A 17,087-nucleotide genomic window follows, 5' to 3' on the forward strand; every position below is an offset into this window, starting at 1 on the left:
GGCCGTCGTGCGTGCGATCCTCGACGAAGTCGTAGGACCAGACGTGGTTCGGCCGCTCCACGGCCTGCGCCACGCGCCGCACATGGCCTTCCGGCCAGCCGAGCAGACGGATCGCGGCCCCATGGCGGCCGGCGAGCAGCCAGTAGTGCATCTCGCGCACGAGCTGAGGCGCCAGCACTGGCAAGGAAGAGGGGCGCTCGAACAGCCGCATCAGGCGGAGCGCCGCGTCCGCTGTTTCCGCGTCCGTCGGATGCACGCGCACTGGCGCGCGGTCGCCGGTCTCCTCCTGCGGCATCTGCGCCGTCAGGTCGGCGATGACGGCCGGATCGAGCTCAAGCACCAGAGAGACATACGGCGCGGCCGGGCTCGCGCGGGTTATCTTGCTCAGCGTCGGCACGTCGGCGGTGACGAGCAAAGAGTCGCCGGCGGAGAAGTCGAAGGCCGTCACGCCCATCGCGACATGCTTCGATCCCTGCAGCACCAGCGCCGCCAGCGGGCGCGGGATCTGGTGGACGAGCTCGCTTGGGGCTGTGACCCGCACCAGGGTCAGGCCCGCGACGGGCGTGTCGAACACGCCGTCGCCGGCCCCTTGCAGGTCGATATGCGCGCGGACGGCGTCAAGCAAAGCGGTCATGGCCGAAAGCTAAACCGACCGCGCAGGGATTGCACGCCCCTTCGGAGGAATAGGCAAAAACCTTCGAGATTCGGGAAACAAGCCGGGACGGCGGCGGCCCATGTTCGGCCCGTCCTCAAAACGGAGCTTCCGAAGATGACCACAATCTCCCTCGTCACCGGCGCCAGCCGCGGCCTCGGGCGCAACACCGCGCTCAGCATCGCCCGCGGCGGCGGCGACGTCGTCATCACCTATCACAGCCGTTCCGAAGAGGCCGAAAAGGTCGTGGCCGAAATCGAGGCGATGGGCCGCAAGGCGCTCGCCTTCCAGCTCGACAGCGGCTCGGTCGCGGCGTTCAAGCCGTTCGCTGACACGCTGAAAGCGGCGCTCCGGCAGACCTGGCGCCGCGAGACCTTCGACCATCTCGTCAACAACGCCGGCCATGGCGACTACGCGCTGATCGCGGACGCCACCGAGGCGCAGTTCGACCGGCTCGTCGACGTGCACTTCAAGGGCGTGTTCTTCCTGACGCAGGCGCTGCTGCCGCTGATCGCCGACGGCGGGCGGATCGTGAACCTGTCGTCGGGCCTGACCCGCATGTCCTATCCAGGTTACGGGGCCTACGCCGCGGTCAAAGGCGCGGTGGAAACGCTCACCCTCTACATGGCGAAAGAGCTCGGCTCCCGCGGCATCGCGGTCAACACGGTGGCGCCCGGCGCGATCGAGACCGACTTCGGCGGCGGCGTGGTGCGCGATGACGAAAACCTCAACAAGGCCTTCGCGCAGATGACCGCTCTCGGCCGCGTCGGCGTGCCGGACGACATCGGCTCGATGATCGCGAGCCTGCTCGCCCCCGCCAACCGCTGGGTCAACGCGCAGCGGATCGAAGTGTCGGGCGGCCAGATCATCTGACCGCCGCGGACGGCGGAGTTCCACGAGATCCGCCGCGCGAGCACGAGGACCGGGCCGGCCACGCCGAACGACAGGAGCGAATACGATGAACAGGCGACACGCCCTTGCGGAACTGGCCGGCGTCGCGGCCGGGGCCGCTTTGGCCGCGCCGTGACGAGCGCGCGCGGCTTCCGAAGAGAAGGTCCGGCGACGGCAGCGATCGTCGGTGGAGGCGATCGCGTCAGCGCCCAAGCCTGATCACGCCACGGCTGGTCGCCTGGCGGCGACCGAGATTGCTGCGGCGGAATTAGGCCAACAACAGCCGAGAAGACGGCTCATGGCGATCCGGCCGAGAGATCGCACACGTTGTTCCTTAATGCGCGGCTGCGCGAGTTTGCTCGCTGAGCGTCGGCTCCGGCGGCCGCGATCGGTCTTAAGACCGCGGCCGCCGGTCGGATCGGGCTTGGGGGACGCTTTCCCGATCCGAACTCAATCCGCCGCGCCGAGAACCCGGCAGATAGCGACGTGGTTGCCACGCTCCGTCGAGGCGCAGGAGCGCCAGGGCAGCTCCGCCCGACGCGCGAGCGGCAGACGGTCGCCCTTCGCGGAGCGGTTCGAGATCTCGGCCGGCGCGCCGAGTGGAACGCGGCTTTCGGCGTATCCCACCACGGCGGGCAGAGGCAGCAGCAGCAACGACAGCCAGCCCAAAGCTGCGCGACGCAATCTGGCGGCCATCGCTTTCTCCTAGACTTGTTCGACGGACGAAAGGCGCGCCGTCGCGGCCTCCGGTCCGCCGGGCACCGCGACCGCTTCCGACGTCAGCAAGAGCGATGCGCCGAACGCGCCGGTTCGGGCGAGCAGGACCGCGCAGACCGCGGCGAATCTCATCATGCGCATGCGAGCGGCTCCTGGATGCGTGCGGAGGCGGCGATCGTGGAAGCCGCAAGCGGCCGGTTCGATCAACGACTGGCCGGCACCATGCAGGGCTGAGCGGTTGCGATGAGTTTTTGTTTGTTAAGAAATGTTGAGTCGAGCGCGGCGAGGTATTCGGACCCCGCCCCTCAGCATGGTGCGCGCCCGAACATCTCTTAACAAAGAGACATCCAAAGCAACGTCACAGCGCGGCAGGTCTGGTTCCGGCAAGCGGCGACGCGCCGACGCGACAGGACCGACCCATGACAGCCACTCTATCCTTCGACGGCATCACCTTTCTTCGCGAATGGCTGGCCGCGCCGCTGCGCGTCGGAGCTCTGGCGCCGTCCGGCGCCACGCTTGCGCGGGCTATCACGGCCGAGATCGGGCCGGAGATGGGTCCGGTGATCGAGCTGGGACCGGGCACCGGCGTCTTCACCCGCGCGCTCCTCGATCGCGGCGTGGCGGAACGCGACCTGACGTTGGTCGAGGCGGGCTCGGAGTTCGCCGTCATGCTGGAGGCGCGCTTCCCCGAGGCGCGCGTCTTGTGGATGGACGCGTCCCGGCTGCGCGCCGTGGATCTGTTCGGCGGCGGACAGGCGGGCGCGGTGGTGAGCGGCCTGCCGCTCCTCTCAATGTCGCCTCGGAAGGTTGTGGCGATCCTCGACGGCGCCTTCCGCCATCTGAAACCCGGGGGGGCGTTCTACCAGTTCACCTACGGGCCGGGCTGCCCGGCGCCGCGGCCGATTCTCGACCGGCTCGGCCTGAAGGCGAGCCGCGTCGGCCGCGCGCTGTCCAACGTCCCGCCCGCCACCGTCTACCGCATTCAGCGCCGTTCGCAGCGCCATCCCACGGAAGGCTGGCGTTGACCTCGGCTCCGGTTCGCAAAGGAGATTGCCTCATGTCCCATTCCATCTCGGTCAACGGCGAGGAGCGGAGCGTCGACCTCGACGGGCGGACCCCGCTGCTGTGGGTGCTGCGCGACACGCTGCAGCTCACGGGCGCCAAATATGGCTGCGGCGCCGGTCTCTGCGGCGCATGCACGGTTCATGTGGACGGCCGCCCGACACGGTCCTGCGCGATCCCTCTCGAGGAGGCGGCCACGGCGCGGATCGTCACGATCGAGGCCCTGAAGGGCGCCGAGGCCGAGGCCGTGCGGACTGCATGGGTCGCGCGTGACGTGCCCCAATGCGGCTTCTGCCAGTCCGGTCAGGTCATGAGCGCCGTCGCGCTGCTGCGCGAGGAGCCCTCGCCGAGCGACGACGACATCGACGCCGCGATGAGCGGAAACATCTGTCGCTGCGCCGCCTATCCGCGCATCCGCGCCGCGATCCACGACGCGGCTGAACTCTTGCGCCAGCAGGCGAGCGAGCAGGCCAGGCGATGAGAACCTCCGCATCCGACAGCCCCAATCCAAAGGGCCGCTTCCCGCTGTCTCGCCGTCGCATCCTGCTCGGCGGGGCGCTGGTCGGCGGCGCCATGATCGTCGGCTACACGGTCGCTCGACCTCTGAAGGTCGCGGGCGCCGTCCTGCAGGCCGGCGGCGAGCCCGTCGAGACCGGCGTCTTTGGGCCGTTCATCCGCATCGGTCCCGACGGCTGGGTGACGGTCGTCAACAAGCAGCAGGAGATGGGCCAGGGCGTCCATGCGGGCATCGCGGCCATGGTGGCCGAGGAGCTCGACGCCGACTGGGACAAGGTCCGCGTCGTCGACGCTGCCGGAAATCTCAGCGCGTACGGGCCGCAGTTCACGGCCGGCTCCGGCTCGATCGCGAACAACTGGGACACGCTGCGCGCCGCCGGAGCGGCCGCACGGGCGATGTTCGTGGCGGCCGCCGCCGAACGCTGGGAGGCGCCTCCGGACACGCTCGTCGTGCTGGACGGGGTCGTGTCCGACCTCGCCTCCGGCCGCTCCGCGAGCTTCGCCTCCCTGCTCGAGGAGGCGGCTCGCCAGTCCCCTCCCTCCGCCCCGGTTCTGAAGCTTCCGCCAGACTTCCGGCTGATCGGGACCGATCGCGTTCGCCGCAAGGACAGCCTGGGCAAGAGCACGGGCGAGACGATCTACACGCAGGACGTTCGGCTGCCGGACATGCTTTCGGCCGTCGTGGCGCGCAGTCCGCGCTTCGGCGGCAGGCTGGCGAGCTTCGACGACACGAAAGCCCGCGCCGTGCCGGGCGTGATCGACGTGTTCGCGATCGAGAGCGGCGTCGCTGTGGTGGCCGAAACCACATTCGCGGCGATCGAGGGCCGCAAGGTCCTCAGGACCGCTTGGGACGACCGCGACGCGGAACGGCGCTCTTCGCCGGAGCTCTCGCGTTGGTTCGGTGACATCGCGGAAGGGCGCACGGAGCTGAAGCCGAGCGCCTTCGGAACGCACGGCGACAACAGAGCTCCGTTCGGACCGAACGCCCTCGAGTTCTCGCTGGACGTCCCGTATCTCGCCCATGCGCCCATGGAGACGCTCGATTGCGTCGTCCGCGTCGATGGCTGGTCCGTCGAGGTGATGTCGGGCTCGCAGATGGCGACCGTCGATCAGATCCAGGCTGCCCGCGTCGCGCTGACGCTTCCGGGCAAGGTGGAGATCAAGGTGCTTCCGGCCGGCGGATCGTTCGGCCGGCGCGGCGTCCTGTCGGCCGACTGTCTCGTTGAATGCGTGCGGATCGCGAAGCGCATCGAGGGGCGGCCTGTCAAACTCCTCTGGACCCGCGAGGACGACATCACCGGCGGCTACTACCGGCCAATGGCCCATCACCGCGCCTGGATCGAGCTCCGTCCCAACGGCTATCCAACGCGCTGGCGCCACCATGTGGTCGCGCAGCCGTTGCTGCCGATGATGACGGGCGTCACGGCCGAAGGCGTGGAGGGGTCGCCCTACTTCTCGGGCGCTTCGGCGATCGACGGCAAGGTGTTTTCCCCGAGCTTCCCCGTGCCGGTGCAGTTCTGGCGCTCGGTCAGCCATTCGCACGCCGCGATGGCGATGGAGCACATCGTCGACCAGCTCGCCCGGCGCGTCGGCCGCGACCCCGCGGACTATCGGCGCGCGCTCTACGAGAAGGCGGGCTCTGCTCGACGCATCGCGGTCCTGGACGAGCTCCGCCGAAGATCCGGATGGGGGTCGCCGATCGAGCCCGGCTGGGCGCGCGGCATGGCGGTGCATGAGAGTTTCGGCACGGTCGTCGGCCAGGTGGCGGAGGTCCGGATCGCCGACGGCCGGCCCTCCGTGCGCAGGGTGGTCGCGGTCGTCGATTGCGGCTTGGCGATCGCGCCGGACCAGATCGCGGCGCAGATGGAAGGGTCTGTGGGCTTCGGTCTCTCGGCGGCCCTCTATGGCGCGATCACGCTCAAGGACGGGCTTGTCGAGGAGCGGAACTTCGACCGCTATCGCTTGCTGCGGATGAGGGAGGCTCCGGCGGTCGAGACGCACGTCATCCCCTCGGCCGAAAAGCCCTCCGGCATGGGCGAGCCCGGCGTGCCGCCGATCGCGCCCGCGGTCGCGAACGCGATCCTGGCCCTGACCGGCGCCCCCACGACCGCGCTTCCATTCGCACGGATCGGCGGTCGGCAGGCCGCGTTCCACCCCGCGCAGGAGGGCTGACCATGGCGCGGTGGTCGACGTCCGACATGCCCTCCCTGAAGGGCCGATCCGCAGTCGTCACCGGGACCGGCGGCCTTGGCTACGAGACGGCGCTTGCGCTCGCGCGCTCCGGCGGGGAGGTGATCGTCGCCGGTCGCGATCCGGAGAAGGGCGCGGACGCGGTCGCGCGGATCCGGCGCGAGGAGCCCTTCGCCGACGTGACGTTCAAGCAGGTCGATCTCGCGGATCTGAAATCCGTGGCGCATTTCGGCGAGCGGCTCCGCGCCCAGCGGGACAGTCTCGACCTGCTGGTCAACAATGCTGGCGTGATGACGCCCCCCGTGCGTCGCGAGACCGCTGACGGCTTCGAGCTGCAGCTCGGGGTGAACCATCTCGGCCACTTCGCGCTGACCGCGCAGCTGCTGCCGATTCTGAAGTCCGGCCAGGACGCCCGCGTGGTCTCGGTGTCGAGCGTCGCGGCGAGACGCGGGACGATCGACTTCGACGATCTGAACGCCGTGAAGGACTACCGTCCGATGCCGGCCTACGCCCAGTCGAAGCTCGCTTGCCTGATGTTCGCCTTCGAGCTCCAGCGCCGCAGCGAGACGGGCGGCTGGGGGATCTCGAGTCTCGCCGCCCATCCGGGCGTCTCGCGGACGGACCTGCTGCTCAACGCCCCCGCCCGCTGGAGCGCCGCGGGTTTGGCCCGCCGGATGCTCTGGTTCCTGTTCCAGCCGGTCCCGCAAGGCGCGCTGCCGACACTGTTCGCGGCAACGTCGCCGGAGGCGCGGCCCGGCGGCTATTACGGCCCGGACCGGCTCGGCGAAACGCGCGGCTTTCCGGCCGCCGCGGCCCCACCGCCGCAGGCGCTCTACAAGGAGGCGGCGTTGCGTCTCTGGCGCTATTCGGCCGCGCTGACGGACGCGCGCTTTGAATGACCAGGCGCTAAGGCTTCACAAAACAAAACATCTCGCCCCGTGACACCGCGGCGTCGGGCGGCGATTCTACTGCCCGACGATCGCGAGAAGGGGCGCCATGACCGCGCACATGCAGGCCTACGCCCGGGATTCGACGGCAACGATCCTCCTCGTTGAGGACGATCGTGACATCGCCGACATGCTGTCCGAGACGCTCCTCCAGAACGGCTACACGGCGGTCTCGGCGCAGTCGGGCGCCGAGATGGACCGGCTTCTGCGACGGCAGTCCTTCGATCTGGTGGTGCTCGACGTCATGCTGCCCGGCGAGGACGGTTTTAGCATCTGCCGGCGGCTGCGGGCCGCTGCGCGCACGCCCATCATCATGCTGACCGCAGTCGCGACAGACGTCGACCGCATCGTGGGGCTCGAATTCGGAGCCGACGACTACGTGACGAAGCCCTTCAACACGCGCGAATTGCTGGCGCGCATCAAGAGCCTGCTGAGGCGCGCCTCCTACGGCGCGGAACGCCCGGAGCGTCCGGGCGCGATGAGCTTCGCCGGCTGGAGGATCGATCCCGTCTCACGCACCCTGGTCGATCACGCCGGCTCGCAGGTATTCATGACGACGGCCGAGTTCGACCTGCTGGTCGCGCTGTGCCTCAACTCCGGCCGCGTGCTCACGCGCGAGCAACTGCTGTCGCTCACCCATGCCGGCGTCGCGGGGCCGGTTGAGCGCAGCGTCGACGTCCACATCAGCCGCATCCGCCAGAAGATCGAGCCCAACCCGAAGGACCCGAGCTTCATCAAGACGGTTCGCCTCGGCGGCTATCTTTTCACGCCCATGGTCGAGGCCGAGGCATGAGCCGCTGGCGGTCGCTTTTCCTCTGCGGCTCGATCCGCCGGCAGATCATCGTCCTGACGGCGCTGCCGATCATCGCGGTCGTCGTCATCGCGAGCCTGATCTACAGCAGCGAGTCCAAGACGCCCTACAAGAGCCGGGTCGCCATCAAGATCCAGACCGTCATGGCGCAGATCTCAGCCGCGCCGAGCCCCGAGATCGCGCGCGCCATCATGGCCGCGACAGGCGCGACCGGGCTGAAGGTCGATCTGCTGACGCCTCAGGCGGCCGCAGCGCAGCTCAGGCCCGCGCAAAGCTTGGACTGCGACCTCGCCGAGATCGGCTCCGAGCTCAAGACGACGCTCGGCGCGGAGCTCCGGCGCAGGACGACGCAAAGCACGACCGAGGACACGATCGCGGTTCCCTTCGGCGACGGCGCGGTTCTGACCTTCACACCGGCCGCCCGCGCGCCGCTTCCGCTCCTCCACCCGGAACGCTTCTTCTTCCTGCCCAAGGTTCTCGTCGTCGTCCTGCCGATGCTGCTGCTCGCGCTTTACGCCGGCGGGGTCATCATCGCGCCGCTGACGACCTTCGCGCGCGAGGCTCAAGGGCTCAGCCCGGACGAGGGGCCCGACCGCCCGTTCGACGAAGAAGGGCCGCGCGAGATCCGCTCGCTCGCCCGCGCGCTCAACGACATGCGGGTCCGCATCCGGGAGATGATCGACGGGCGCACGCGCATGGTGCGCGCGATCAGCCATGACCTCAGGACCCCGCTCACGCGGCTGCGGATGCGCGCCGAGCGCACGACCGACGCGGGACTGCGCGACGCCATGCTGACCGACATCAGCCGCATCGACGCGATGATCGAGGAGACGCTGACCTATCTGCAGCGCGACGTCGCCACGGAGGCCGTCCAGCGCGTCGACCTGCCGAGCCTGCTCCAGACCGTGTGCCACGATTTTGCCAATGCGGGCATGCCCGCGACCTATGACGGGCCCGACCGGCTCGTCTTCGCCTGCAAGCCGCAGGCGCTCGTCCGCGCCGTCACCAATCTCGTGGACAACGGCGTCAAGTTCGCGGGAGCCGCGACCGTGCGGCTCGAGACGCAGACCGAAGGCGGCGTACGGATCGAGGTCGTCGATCTCGGTCCGGGAATCCCGGAAGATCTGAAGGCCAAGGTGCTCGAGCCCTTCTTCAAGGGCGACGCCAGCCGCTCCGCCGCGGGTCCGAGGAGCTTCGGTCCGGGCGGCTTCGGGCTCGGGCTCTCGATCGTCCACGAGGTGGCGGGCGCCCATGGCGGAACGATCGAACTGCGTGACGGCAAGCCCCAGGGGCTCGTCGTGCGGCTGGATCTTCCCCGGCAGGCCGCCGCCGAAGCGCCCGGTCACACCGAGCGGTGGCTGCGCCGTGCAGACCTTGCGGCCTCGCCGGCGCGCACCTGACCCTCTTCGTCCGGAGGCGCGCGCCGGTTTGCCTCTCGCCAAACTTGGACGCGCATCAAGGAGACCACGCATGGCCCGCTTCGCCATCGACCGCCGCAAGGCCATATTGTCGGCCGCCGCCGGCGCGTCCGCGCTGAGCTCCGGAATCGGCTTCCAGCCGAGCGCCCTCGGCCAGCCCGCGACGCCCGTTATCGGCAACGCCTCCACCTACCGCTTCAAGGTCGGAGAAATCGTGGCAACCGTCCTCAGCGACGGGCAGATCAGCGGCCCGCCCCGCGTCTACGCCAGCGACGCGCCGGAGCCCGAACTGACCGACGCGCTCCGCCGCGCATTCCTGCCGACCGACAGAATGACGCTCGACCTAAACGTCGTCCTCGTCGAAACGGGGGGCAGGCGCATCCTGCTGGAGGCCGGCGCCGGCGGAACAATGGGCCCGAACGGCGGCAGACTGGTCGGCAATCTCGCGGCGCTTGGATTGCGCGCCGAGGACATCGACGTAATCGTGGTCTCGCACACGCATCCCGACCATGTCGGAAATCTGCGGAGCGCGGACGGCGTCAAGGCCTTTCCGCGCGCGACCGTGCTCGCGCCGAAGGCGGACTGGGACTTCTTCGTCCGGAGCGATCCCGATCTCTCCTACATGCCGGTTCCCGCCGACTTCAGGAAGCGCTTCACCGAGGCCATCAAGCGGAGCGTGGAACCGATCGCGCGGGAAATCGAACTTTACGAGGCCGGCGACGCCATCGCGCCCGGGCTCACGACGATCGCGGCCCCAGGGCATACGCCCGGGATGGCGACCTTCCTGATCGATTCGGGCGCGGAGCAGGCGATTTTGACCGCCGACCTCGCCTACCACCCGGTCGTCAACATCGACAACGCTTGGAAGCCCGGTCCCGACCGCGACAAGGATGCGGCGCTTGCTTCGCGGAAACGGATCTTCGACAGGGCGTCGGCCGACCGGATGCTCGTGCTGGGCTTCCACTACCCGTTCCCGGGGCTCGGCCGCCTCCTTAAGACCGCCACTGGGTACACTTGGGTCCCGAGCCCCTGGCGGATCTGAAGTCGCGAAACGCGACAACCGAAATCGTTTGGACGCCCCTCAACGGACCACCCCCGCGTCCGCTGTGGGTCAGCCGCGGCGGATGCCGATAAGCCGAGATGCGCCAACAGCTGACCTCTGCGGCAGCGCCAAAAGTAGACGTCGCGATCTTGTCGCCGCGCTTCCAGCTATGCGCGGTCGAGTAGTAGAAGTGTGGCGTGTTCGCTCGCCGTCGATTCTACTCTCCTGACCTCCAATCCCTCACGATCCGTGATGCCGTCGCCGGAGAGCGGTCTCGTCGTATCTGCGGGGCGTCGGACGTGCGCGCGACGGAGACCATAAATTGAGCTCGCCCGGGTCCGACGACGAGCCGCCACAGGGTGAGATTGGCCGCCAGGCGGTGGCGGCGTTGGGCGGCTACGTCTATCAGGTCTATGCCTCCACGCTGGCGTGGTTGAGGCTGTCTGACGGCGAACTGCTCTATCTCGAAGTCGCCGAGGACTACGCGATCGCAAGCCGCGGCGCGCTGACCGGCGTCCAGGTGAAGAACACGGCGGGCAGCGGCCGTGTCACCCTCCAGACCGAAGACGTCCGTACGGCCATCGACACCTTTGTCGATCTCGTGTCGCGCAATCCTGACCGCGTGGTCTCGCTTCGCTATCTGACGACGGCGGAGATAGGGCACGAGCGGATGATCGAGCACCGCGTGCCGAAAGGGCCGGCCCTCGCCTATTGGCGTCAAGCCGCGCTGTTCGCTGACTCCGCTCCGCTCCGCTCAGTCCTGCTGAAATCGAAGCTGAAACAGGACACGCTCGATTTCATCGCAGCACTCGATGAAGAGGCGTTCCGCAGCCAGTTCCTGAAGCGGATCCACTGGCTCTGCGGCGCTCCGAATCTTGCAGATCTAATATCCGACATCGACGACGAACTGATTGAATTCGCCTCGACGCAGCGTCGGCTGACGAGCAGTCAGGCGCGCCGTCTGCGCCCGGCGCTCGCCGAAAAGGTTCTGAGCGTGGCGTCCGGGGAGCCTCCACGGCGCCTGCGCAAGAAAGATCTTCTCGAGCTGATCGATCGGCACGCGCGCATCGACGTGCCGATCGGGCATTATGAAGATCTGGTCGCCAATCAGCGTGACAAAACGGTGCCGCAGGAAGCTCTCCTGGCGCCGCCCGCCGTGGCGTCGTCGCAGGATTTCTCTCCGGCCAACATCTCGACGATGAGGCAGACCGCGGAGGAGCTGCTCTCGGTTCTCGACCAGATCGGATCCGTGCTCGCCGAGAACCTTCAGACCGCACTTGAGGACGATCGAGCCGGGCGCTCGCGCAAGCTGCGTGAATGGTTGAGGCAGACGCGCAGCGACGAACCGCGCTGGAATTCGCTGTCGGCGGAAACCCGGGCCAAAGCGCTGCGGGCGCAAGCCGTGCTCGCCTTGCGCGACGTCGATGTCGCGACGGCTGAAGGCCTGTTTGACCAAGCCGACGAGTTGAGCGCTCCGGTTGATCGGTCGGATCGCGCCATGGCGTTAAGTGTCAAGGGCGAGCCGCATGAGGCGATCAAGCTTCTTTCGGACCCCGTTACGGCCCACGAGCGCGAGCTCCGTGCAGGCTTGCTGCTCGAGACCGGCGATCTGGAGTCCGCCAGTCGGGAGCTCGAGGGCGTCGCGGCAAGCGAAGTGACCGCCGAGATCGTCCGTCTGCGCGCGATCCTTGCGATGCTCAATGGCGACAGGGTCGCAGCCTTGCGCTTTGCGTCTTCTGCGGTCGAACGCGGTCGCGGCGCGTTTGCGCCCCTTATGACGCGTGGCGCGATCCGCTTTTTCTGCGCGCTCACGCCAGGCGCTGCGCCGCAGTTCGGCGGCCGGCTGCAGCCGGTTCATCCTGGCCTGCTCGCCGAGGACGCAACGGTGCGCCGAAATCTCGATCTCGCGTTGGCGGACTTCGACAGGCTGATAGAGGGGGACCGCCCCGAGACGTCCGAGGTCGAGACGTGGCGGCTCGGTTCTCTCCTGCTGCACCCGGACCTGGCGGACGAGGCCGACTTTACGTGCCGGCAGCTTCTGCGCCGCGACCCTGTCGATCCGATTGTCGTGATGTGGTGCTGGTCCTTCGGACGGCTGCAGCGTCTGGGGAAGACCAGGAAGTCGCTCGGGGACGCTGTCCGCCAAGGAAAGGGCTCCGAGACGCACCTCATCGCTTGGGCGACGCTCAGCGCCGGGGCTTCGCGACCGGAGCGCGGTCTCTCCATCATCAAGCAGCATCAAGACCGTTACCCGAAGAGCCGCGCGCTCCTCGACAGCTGGCGCATTCGTTTTGGAGACGAAACCATCGAGCCGTCGACGCCCTATGAGCGCGCGATGCGGAAGGCGGTGGCGGGAGACTACGGATCGCTGGTCGAAAGGCTTCGCGAGTCTTCGGTCCCTCCGGCGGAGGTGGCCGTTGGCGCAGATTTCCTCGCCTCTCGCTCGGCCTGGACCGAAGTCGTCAGCTTGCGGCCCGTCATGTTGTCGGTCGCCACTCCTCGGGTCCTGAGGCTAGCGGCCGCGGCGGCGCTTCAGGTCGAGGACGCTGCAGGTTGTCTCGAGGTGATAGCCGCCGCAGAGGGCGCATTGAATGGATTGCCGCCTGAGTTCCGCGGGCTGCGGATCCGCGCTTTCCAGATGCTCGGTCAGTATCAGCCGTTGATCGACGATTTACGCGCGATCCGGGGAGAGCCCGGGTCCGATCCCAAGATCGGCGGCCTCCTGCTCGACGTCTACTACAAGATCGGCGCCCTGGCGGATTTTGCAGACGAAGCTCGACGCTCGATGGCCGCCGGCGAGCTCGATCCGCATCAGACGCTGAACGTCGCGCACGTCATGCGGGGACACGACCAGGAACTGGCGAGCCAGGCGCTTCAGAAGGCGGTCGAAGCCGGGGTCGGAGCGGAAGCGTTGCAGAACGCCTTTGTCCTGGCGATCGAGCTCGGGCAGCACAAGATCCAGAAGGAGATCGTCGAAACATCCGGGCGTTCGCTCGAAAGCCAGGCGGTGCGCTCATTCCAGACCGTCGAGGAACTTCTGGGCTACCTCGAAGAGAGAAACGAGGCCTACAGAACAGATTTCGAAAGATGGCTTCGCGGCGAAGTGCCCGCCGCTGTCGCCATGCTGGGCGATCTCAAGGGCTTCGCTCGGTTGTTCCTGGCCGATCCAGCTGAACGCGAGAACCTTCTCCGTGAGCGGTTCCCGATGTTGCTGCTTTCCGGCGGGCGCAGGAAGGCGCCGCTCCCGCAAGTGGAGGAATGTCCGGTCCTGCGGCTCGACCTGTCGGCTCTGTTGCTGGCCGCCAAACTCGACATGCTCGATGCGGTCGAGCAGGCTTTCGTCATCGAGACACCCGTTTCGCTCTCGGAGGCGCTGGCCGATCTCGACGACAAATTCGTCGGCCTCGATCCGGAGGTGGCGTCTCGGTCGCGCAAGGCTCTGGCGCCTGCGGGGCCACTGCGCGTGGTCGACGCGTTCGAGCCCGATTGGGTTTCGCTCGATGGCGAAGAGGAAACCGGCGGCCTCGACCCGCAGGCGCTGCGCCGTGTGTCCGAAGCTGCGTTCTCCGAAGGCCATCTCGACCCAGATCAACTGGCGAAACTTCAAGCGCTCATCGCTCAGGGCGCCGGCGAAGTTTGGGGGACGGACATGACGCTGCGCGAGAGCCCGCCGGTCACCGTGTCCCGGCGATGTTTCTGGCGGCTCGCATCGAGCGGCATGCTCGAGCAGCTCTCTCGCTCGACCGAAATCTACATTCAGCGATCCGAGTTCGCCGCGCTTGTCCGTGGTCTGCACGAAGCCGAAGCCGACGCCAGGATCAAGGCGACGATCGGGGACCTTCGACGTCGCGTGACCAACCGTCTGATGACGGGCAAATGGACCGGCGTCCAGATCGCGCCGTCCCACGAGCACGCTCCGGCGCCGGCGCATATCCGTTGTCTGATGGAACTGCTTTGGAAGCAGGAGCGCGAGCCGACGCTGCTCTGGATCGAAGACCGCGCGGTTTCGCACAACCCGCACGAGCGGGCGCTATGCGTCACGGAGGTCCTCGCGCATCTGCGGCGGAGCGGGGTGGTCGACCACGCCTGGGTCAAGCAGCGCGTGAACAGGCTGATGACAGCCGGGTACGCCTATCTGCCGGTCGAAGCGCTGGAGGCGTCGCGAAAACTCCTGGAGACGCCGCTCGGAGAACGCGGCCTCGTTGAGACCCCAGAGCTCGTGGGGCTGCAGAGCTGGTACGCGCAGGAAAGCCAACGGTTGGGCTGGCTCGACGCGACCCCACGCCATGATCGCGAAGGCCGGGTCGTGGGGGAGATTCGCCGAGCGCTCGATCTGGATCTCGCTCATACGACGTTGATCGACATCTGGGGCCAGGCCCCCGTCGACCAGGACTACGCCGCCGCCAGAGCCCGGTCGGAATGGGCGTGGGCCCGCCTTCGCCAGCAGGCGCCGTATGCGCCGTCCAAGCTCGTCGATTCTCATGTCCGCAACTACGTCGCCATCCATCTGGCGCATGCCCTGACCATACCGTTGTCGAGCGAGCTCACGCCGAAGCCCCTGTCGCGAAGCGCGCAGTCCGAACTCGCGAACTGGTTCGTGGACTCGGTCATCGCGCCGCTTGAACGTGCAGATCCGGAGACTTTCGAGCTCGTCATGGAGACGGTCGCTCAGAGCGTCTCGCGGATCATCGATCTTGAAGGCTCCGACGACACTGGCATGGATGACGACCTTCGCGAGCGGCTGGCGCGCCGCATGAACGCCGTCGCAGGCCGCTTCCTCGACCTCCTTCCCGACAGGATGATCGAACACGTTCTCGATCATGGGGGCCTGAGAGAGACGCTCCCGCGGCGCACTTTCTCGGCCTTGCCGCTCACCGACGACGTCAGCTTGCCGCTCGAGAGCTTCACGGGAGTTGCGGAAACCTTGCTCGCCGCAGGCGTCCCGAAAACGCTCGCCGTGACGCTCAGTGATGGCAAGCCTGCACGCCTTGAGGCGCGGTTTGTCGATGACGAGCTCGAACTGGCCGTCGTGCTCAAGAAACGCCGCTTTGCGATCGCGGCCGAGACGCGTGCGATCGTTCATCCCGACGAGGCCTCGCGCCTGGCCGGCGTGGAACTGTATTTCCTCGATCGCGCCAGCGCCGTCAGCCGAGACCGACACGACGCCGTCATGCGGCTGCCGACTGCACAGGAGCGGTTCGACGCTCTGAAGCGCCTTAGAAGTCTCGATTTCTATTACCGTTCGAGACTCGTGAGATCGAAAGTCGAACGGCGGCAGCGTCTTGCCGTCGACGATCTGACGCCGCCCTCGGTCGAGGAGATGTCGCGTTTCTTGCGAAGCTCCACGGCCGATATGAGCGCCATCGTTTCACGCGAAGACGTGCTCGGTCTCTCGGAGTCGTTGGGCGCGCGGCCTGCGCTTGAACGTCTGGCTTCTCGTCCGACCGGCTTTTCAAGCGAAGCTCTGCTGGAGCTCGGGGCCCGTATTCGTGAAGAGGCGCCGCAGAGCGATCCCAACGCGATCGTGACCCCCGCCGAGGCGCTGCTCAGACTACGCGCGGCCCTCGCCGCGAAAGCCGATCTTGAGGAGCTGAGGGCGCTTGTCGCTGGTCTTGCAGCCAGTTTCGAGCGGAACGGCAAGCTGTTTGTCGCGCTGATCCGGTACGGCGCGCTTGCCGCATGCAGGATGGCGGAATGGCGTGAGCTGTCGCCAGAAGCCTGGACCGGGTTTGTTTGGGCATATGCCGACCAAATGCTGCGGGCGATAGCGCCAGACTATGTCGATGCGCAAGGCGTCGCCGCGATCATCGCCGGTCAGTCGCATCGGACATTTCGGGACATCGCCGCCGTCGAGAAGATGCCGCGCTGGGCGCGTGAGATCTCCAGCGAGATGTCGGCGGACCGCCTAATTCTTACGGCTGTCGCTGCGCTCATCGGCGACGGAGCCTCGGATCGCGACTTCGAGCTGCTTGATCCGCTTCAATTTCTGATCGGCCGAGAGAAAAACAACGCCTGGTGGCCGCCAACGGGCACGCTTGCGCCACCGCCCGAGGCGCCTGCCAACATATGGCCGGCCCGCGATGTGGTTCCCGCTTTGATCGCGGGCGGCTGGCTACCGCCTGACCATCCTTTCGCCGTGCGGGACCACGACGTCATCGCGCGTCGGATCATGGATGATGCGCCTCTCGACGAGGCCCGCCACCTGCGGTCGTGCATGCTGTCGCATGTCGATGCCAGCCGCGTCAGCCCGGAAACTCTGGCTAGGATCCGATCGACCCTCGTCGATGATCCCGTAGCGGCGGGCTTGGAGCCTCAGATGATCGGGGCGCAGATGGTTCTGTCGGCCTGGGCCGACGTCCTCGCGCAGCTTGACGACAGCGAGGGGTTTACGGCCGTTGTCTCGACTTTCGCGCGGCGTTGCGCTTCACGGTGGCCGACATATCGCACCCAGTCCGGACAGGTGAGGCCCGAGCCGTCGGGCGCGCTTCACATGGTGGCGGACAGCGCGCTTGAGCATGTTCTAGCGCTTCCGCGATCCCGCTTCGATCAGCTGACGACTTTCAGCTCGATCATGACCGCCGTGGCCGCAGCTTGGCCCAGTATGTCTCGCGAGATCGCGTCAGTCATTCGGGGACTGGCGGACGCGGCGGAGGCGCCGGATGCGGTTCCTCTGTGGCGCGCCGCATCTCGGCTCATTGCTTGTGCTGGCGGCGAACCTGATCATCCCTCGCCTTAGCCGTTGGCATTCAGCGCGGCTCGCCGCCTGCGTCCCGCGGTTGGCAGGATTGGCTGTGGCGAGTGAGGCGCCGCACGGCGACGCGACGCTTGCCTTGGTCGAGCG

General features: G+C 67.6%; 12 protein-coding genes. 9 read left to right on the forward strand and 3 right to left on the reverse strand.

All coding sequences use genetic code 11. The features are described 5' to 3' along the window. Nucleotides 1–634: AraC family transcriptional regulator (locus ACFOWB_RS19980; protein ID WP_378148945.1), on the reverse strand; the 634-nt coding region annotated here is incomplete at its 3' end. A 135-nt stretch (nucleotides 635–769) separates the two neighbouring features. Between ACFOWB_RS19980 and ACFOWB_RS19985 the strand changes: the two genes are divergently transcribed. Beyond that, nucleotides 770–1,525 carry an SDR family NAD(P)-dependent oxidoreductase gene (locus ACFOWB_RS19985; RefSeq protein ID WP_378148947.1) on the forward strand — a complete coding sequence of 252 codons (756 nt, stop codon included), beginning with the start codon at nucleotides 770–772 and terminating at the stop codon, nucleotides 1,523–1,525. Nucleotides 1,526–1,993: 468 nt separating this feature from the next. Here ACFOWB_RS19985 and ACFOWB_RS19990 read toward each other — a convergent pair whose 3' ends face one another. Together ACFOWB_RS19990 and ACFOWB_RS19995 are read right to left on the reverse strand one after the other, a co-directional pair. Beyond that, nucleotides 1,994–2,239 carry a hypothetical protein gene (locus ACFOWB_RS19990; RefSeq protein ID WP_261404488.1) on the reverse strand — a complete coding sequence of 82 codons (246 nt, stop codon included), beginning with the start codon at nucleotides 2,237–2,239 and terminating at the stop codon, nucleotides 1,994–1,996. 9 nt (nucleotides 2,240–2,248) lie between these two features. After that, entirely contained in the window at nucleotides 2,249–2,401 is a 153-nt protein-coding gene (locus ACFOWB_RS19995) for a hypothetical protein (protein ID WP_261404487.1), read from the reverse strand. A 278-nt stretch (nucleotides 2,402–2,679) separates the two neighbouring features. Between ACFOWB_RS19995 and ACFOWB_RS20000 the strand changes: the two genes are divergently transcribed. The 8 genes from ACFOWB_RS20000 to ACFOWB_RS20035 all read left to right on the forward strand — a co-directional run bounded on the left by ACFOWB_RS20000 (nucleotide 2,680) and on the right by ACFOWB_RS20035 (nucleotide 16,982). Beyond that, nucleotides 2,680–3,285, forward strand: a complete 606-nt coding sequence (locus ACFOWB_RS20000) for a class I SAM-dependent methyltransferase (protein ID WP_261404486.1) — start codon at nucleotides 2,680–2,682, stop codon at nucleotides 3,283–3,285. A gap of 32 nt (nucleotides 3,286–3,317) precedes the next feature. Next, nucleotides 3,318–3,803, forward strand: a complete 486-nt coding sequence (locus ACFOWB_RS20005) for a (2Fe-2S)-binding protein (RefSeq protein WP_261404485.1) — start codon at nucleotides 3,318–3,320, stop codon at nucleotides 3,801–3,803. Continuing rightward, entirely contained in the window at nucleotides 3,800–6,010 is a 2,211-nt protein-coding gene (locus ACFOWB_RS20010; RefSeq protein ID WP_261404484.1) for a xanthine dehydrogenase family protein molybdopterin-binding subunit, read from the forward strand. Before ACFOWB_RS20005 ends, ACFOWB_RS20010 begins: the two co-directional genes overlap by 4 nt. Before the next feature lie 2 nt (nucleotides 6,011–6,012). Continuing rightward, nucleotides 6,013–6,927: an SDR family oxidoreductase gene (locus tag ACFOWB_RS20015; protein WP_261404483.1), complete on the forward strand. Its 915-nt coding sequence runs from the start codon at nucleotides 6,013–6,015 to the stop codon at nucleotides 6,925–6,927. A 97-nt stretch (nucleotides 6,928–7,024) separates the two neighbouring features. Further along, nucleotides 7,025–7,768, forward strand: coding sequence for a response regulator (locus tag ACFOWB_RS20020; RefSeq protein ID WP_378148951.1), 744 nt, complete (start codon nucleotides 7,025–7,027; stop codon nucleotides 7,766–7,768). Continuing rightward, nucleotides 7,765–9,186 (forward strand): ATP-binding protein, encoded by a 1,422-nt coding sequence (locus ACFOWB_RS20025; protein WP_261404482.1) that lies wholly within the window; start codon nucleotides 7,765–7,767, stop codon nucleotides 9,184–9,186. Before ACFOWB_RS20020 ends, ACFOWB_RS20025 begins: the two co-directional genes overlap by 4 nt. 70 nt (nucleotides 9,187–9,256) lie before the next feature. Beyond that, nucleotides 9,257–10,246, forward strand: a complete 990-nt coding sequence (locus ACFOWB_RS20030; protein WP_378148953.1) for an MBL fold metallo-hydrolase — start codon at nucleotides 9,257–9,259, stop codon at nucleotides 10,244–10,246. A gap of 322 nt (nucleotides 10,247–10,568) precedes the next feature. Then, nucleotides 10,569–16,982 carry a hypothetical protein gene (locus tag ACFOWB_RS20035; RefSeq protein WP_378148955.1) on the forward strand — a complete coding sequence of 2,138 codons (6,414 nt, stop codon included), beginning with the start codon at nucleotides 10,569–10,571 and terminating at the stop codon, nucleotides 16,980–16,982. Nucleotides 16,983–17,087 lie beyond the last annotated feature (105 nt).

The organism is Chenggangzhangella methanolivorans (genome assembly GCF_042648545.1).
Lineage (GTDB): Bacteria > Pseudomonadota > Alphaproteobacteria > Rhizobiales > Methylopilaceae > Methylopila > Methylopila methanolivorans.

What these genes read in the sequence shown, in the direction of transcription:
- ACFOWB_RS20005 (WP_261404485.1), top strand. Translation starts at nt 3,318, where the DNA reads ATGTCCCATTCCATCTCGGTCAACGGCGAGGAGCGGAGCGTCGACCTC.
- ACFOWB_RS19985 (WP_378148947.1), top strand. Translation starts at nt 770, where the DNA reads ATGACCACAATCTCCCTCGTCACCGGCGCCAGCCGCGGCCTCGGGCGC.
- ACFOWB_RS20015 (WP_261404483.1), top strand. Translation starts at nt 6,013, where the DNA reads ATGGCGCGGTGGTCGACGTCCGACATGCCCTCCCTGAAGGGCCGATCC.
- ACFOWB_RS20020 (WP_378148951.1), top strand. Translation starts at nt 7,025, where the DNA reads ATGACCGCGCACATGCAGGCCTACGCCCGGGATTCGACGGCAACGATC.
- ACFOWB_RS20010 (WP_261404484.1), top strand. Translation starts at nt 3,800, where the DNA reads ATGAGAACCTCCGCATCCGACAGCCCCAATCCAAAGGGCCGCTTCCCG.
- ACFOWB_RS20025 (WP_261404482.1), top strand. Translation starts at nt 7,765, where the DNA reads ATGAGCCGCTGGCGGTCGCTTTTCCTCTGCGGCTCGATCCGCCGGCAG.
- ACFOWB_RS19990 (WP_261404488.1), bottom strand. Translation starts at nt 2,239, where the DNA reads ATGGCCGCCAGATTGCGTCGCGCAGCTTTGGGCTGGCTGTCGTTGCTG.
- ACFOWB_RS20000 (WP_261404486.1), top strand. Translation starts at nt 2,680, where the DNA reads ATGACAGCCACTCTATCCTTCGACGGCATCACCTTTCTTCGCGAATGG.
- ACFOWB_RS20030 (WP_378148953.1), top strand. Translation starts at nt 9,257, where the DNA reads ATGGCCCGCTTCGCCATCGACCGCCGCAAGGCCATATTGTCGGCCGCC.
- ACFOWB_RS19995 (WP_261404487.1), bottom strand. Translation starts at nt 2,401, where the DNA reads ATGCGCATGATGAGATTCGCCGCGGTCTGCGCGGTCCTGCTCGCCCGA.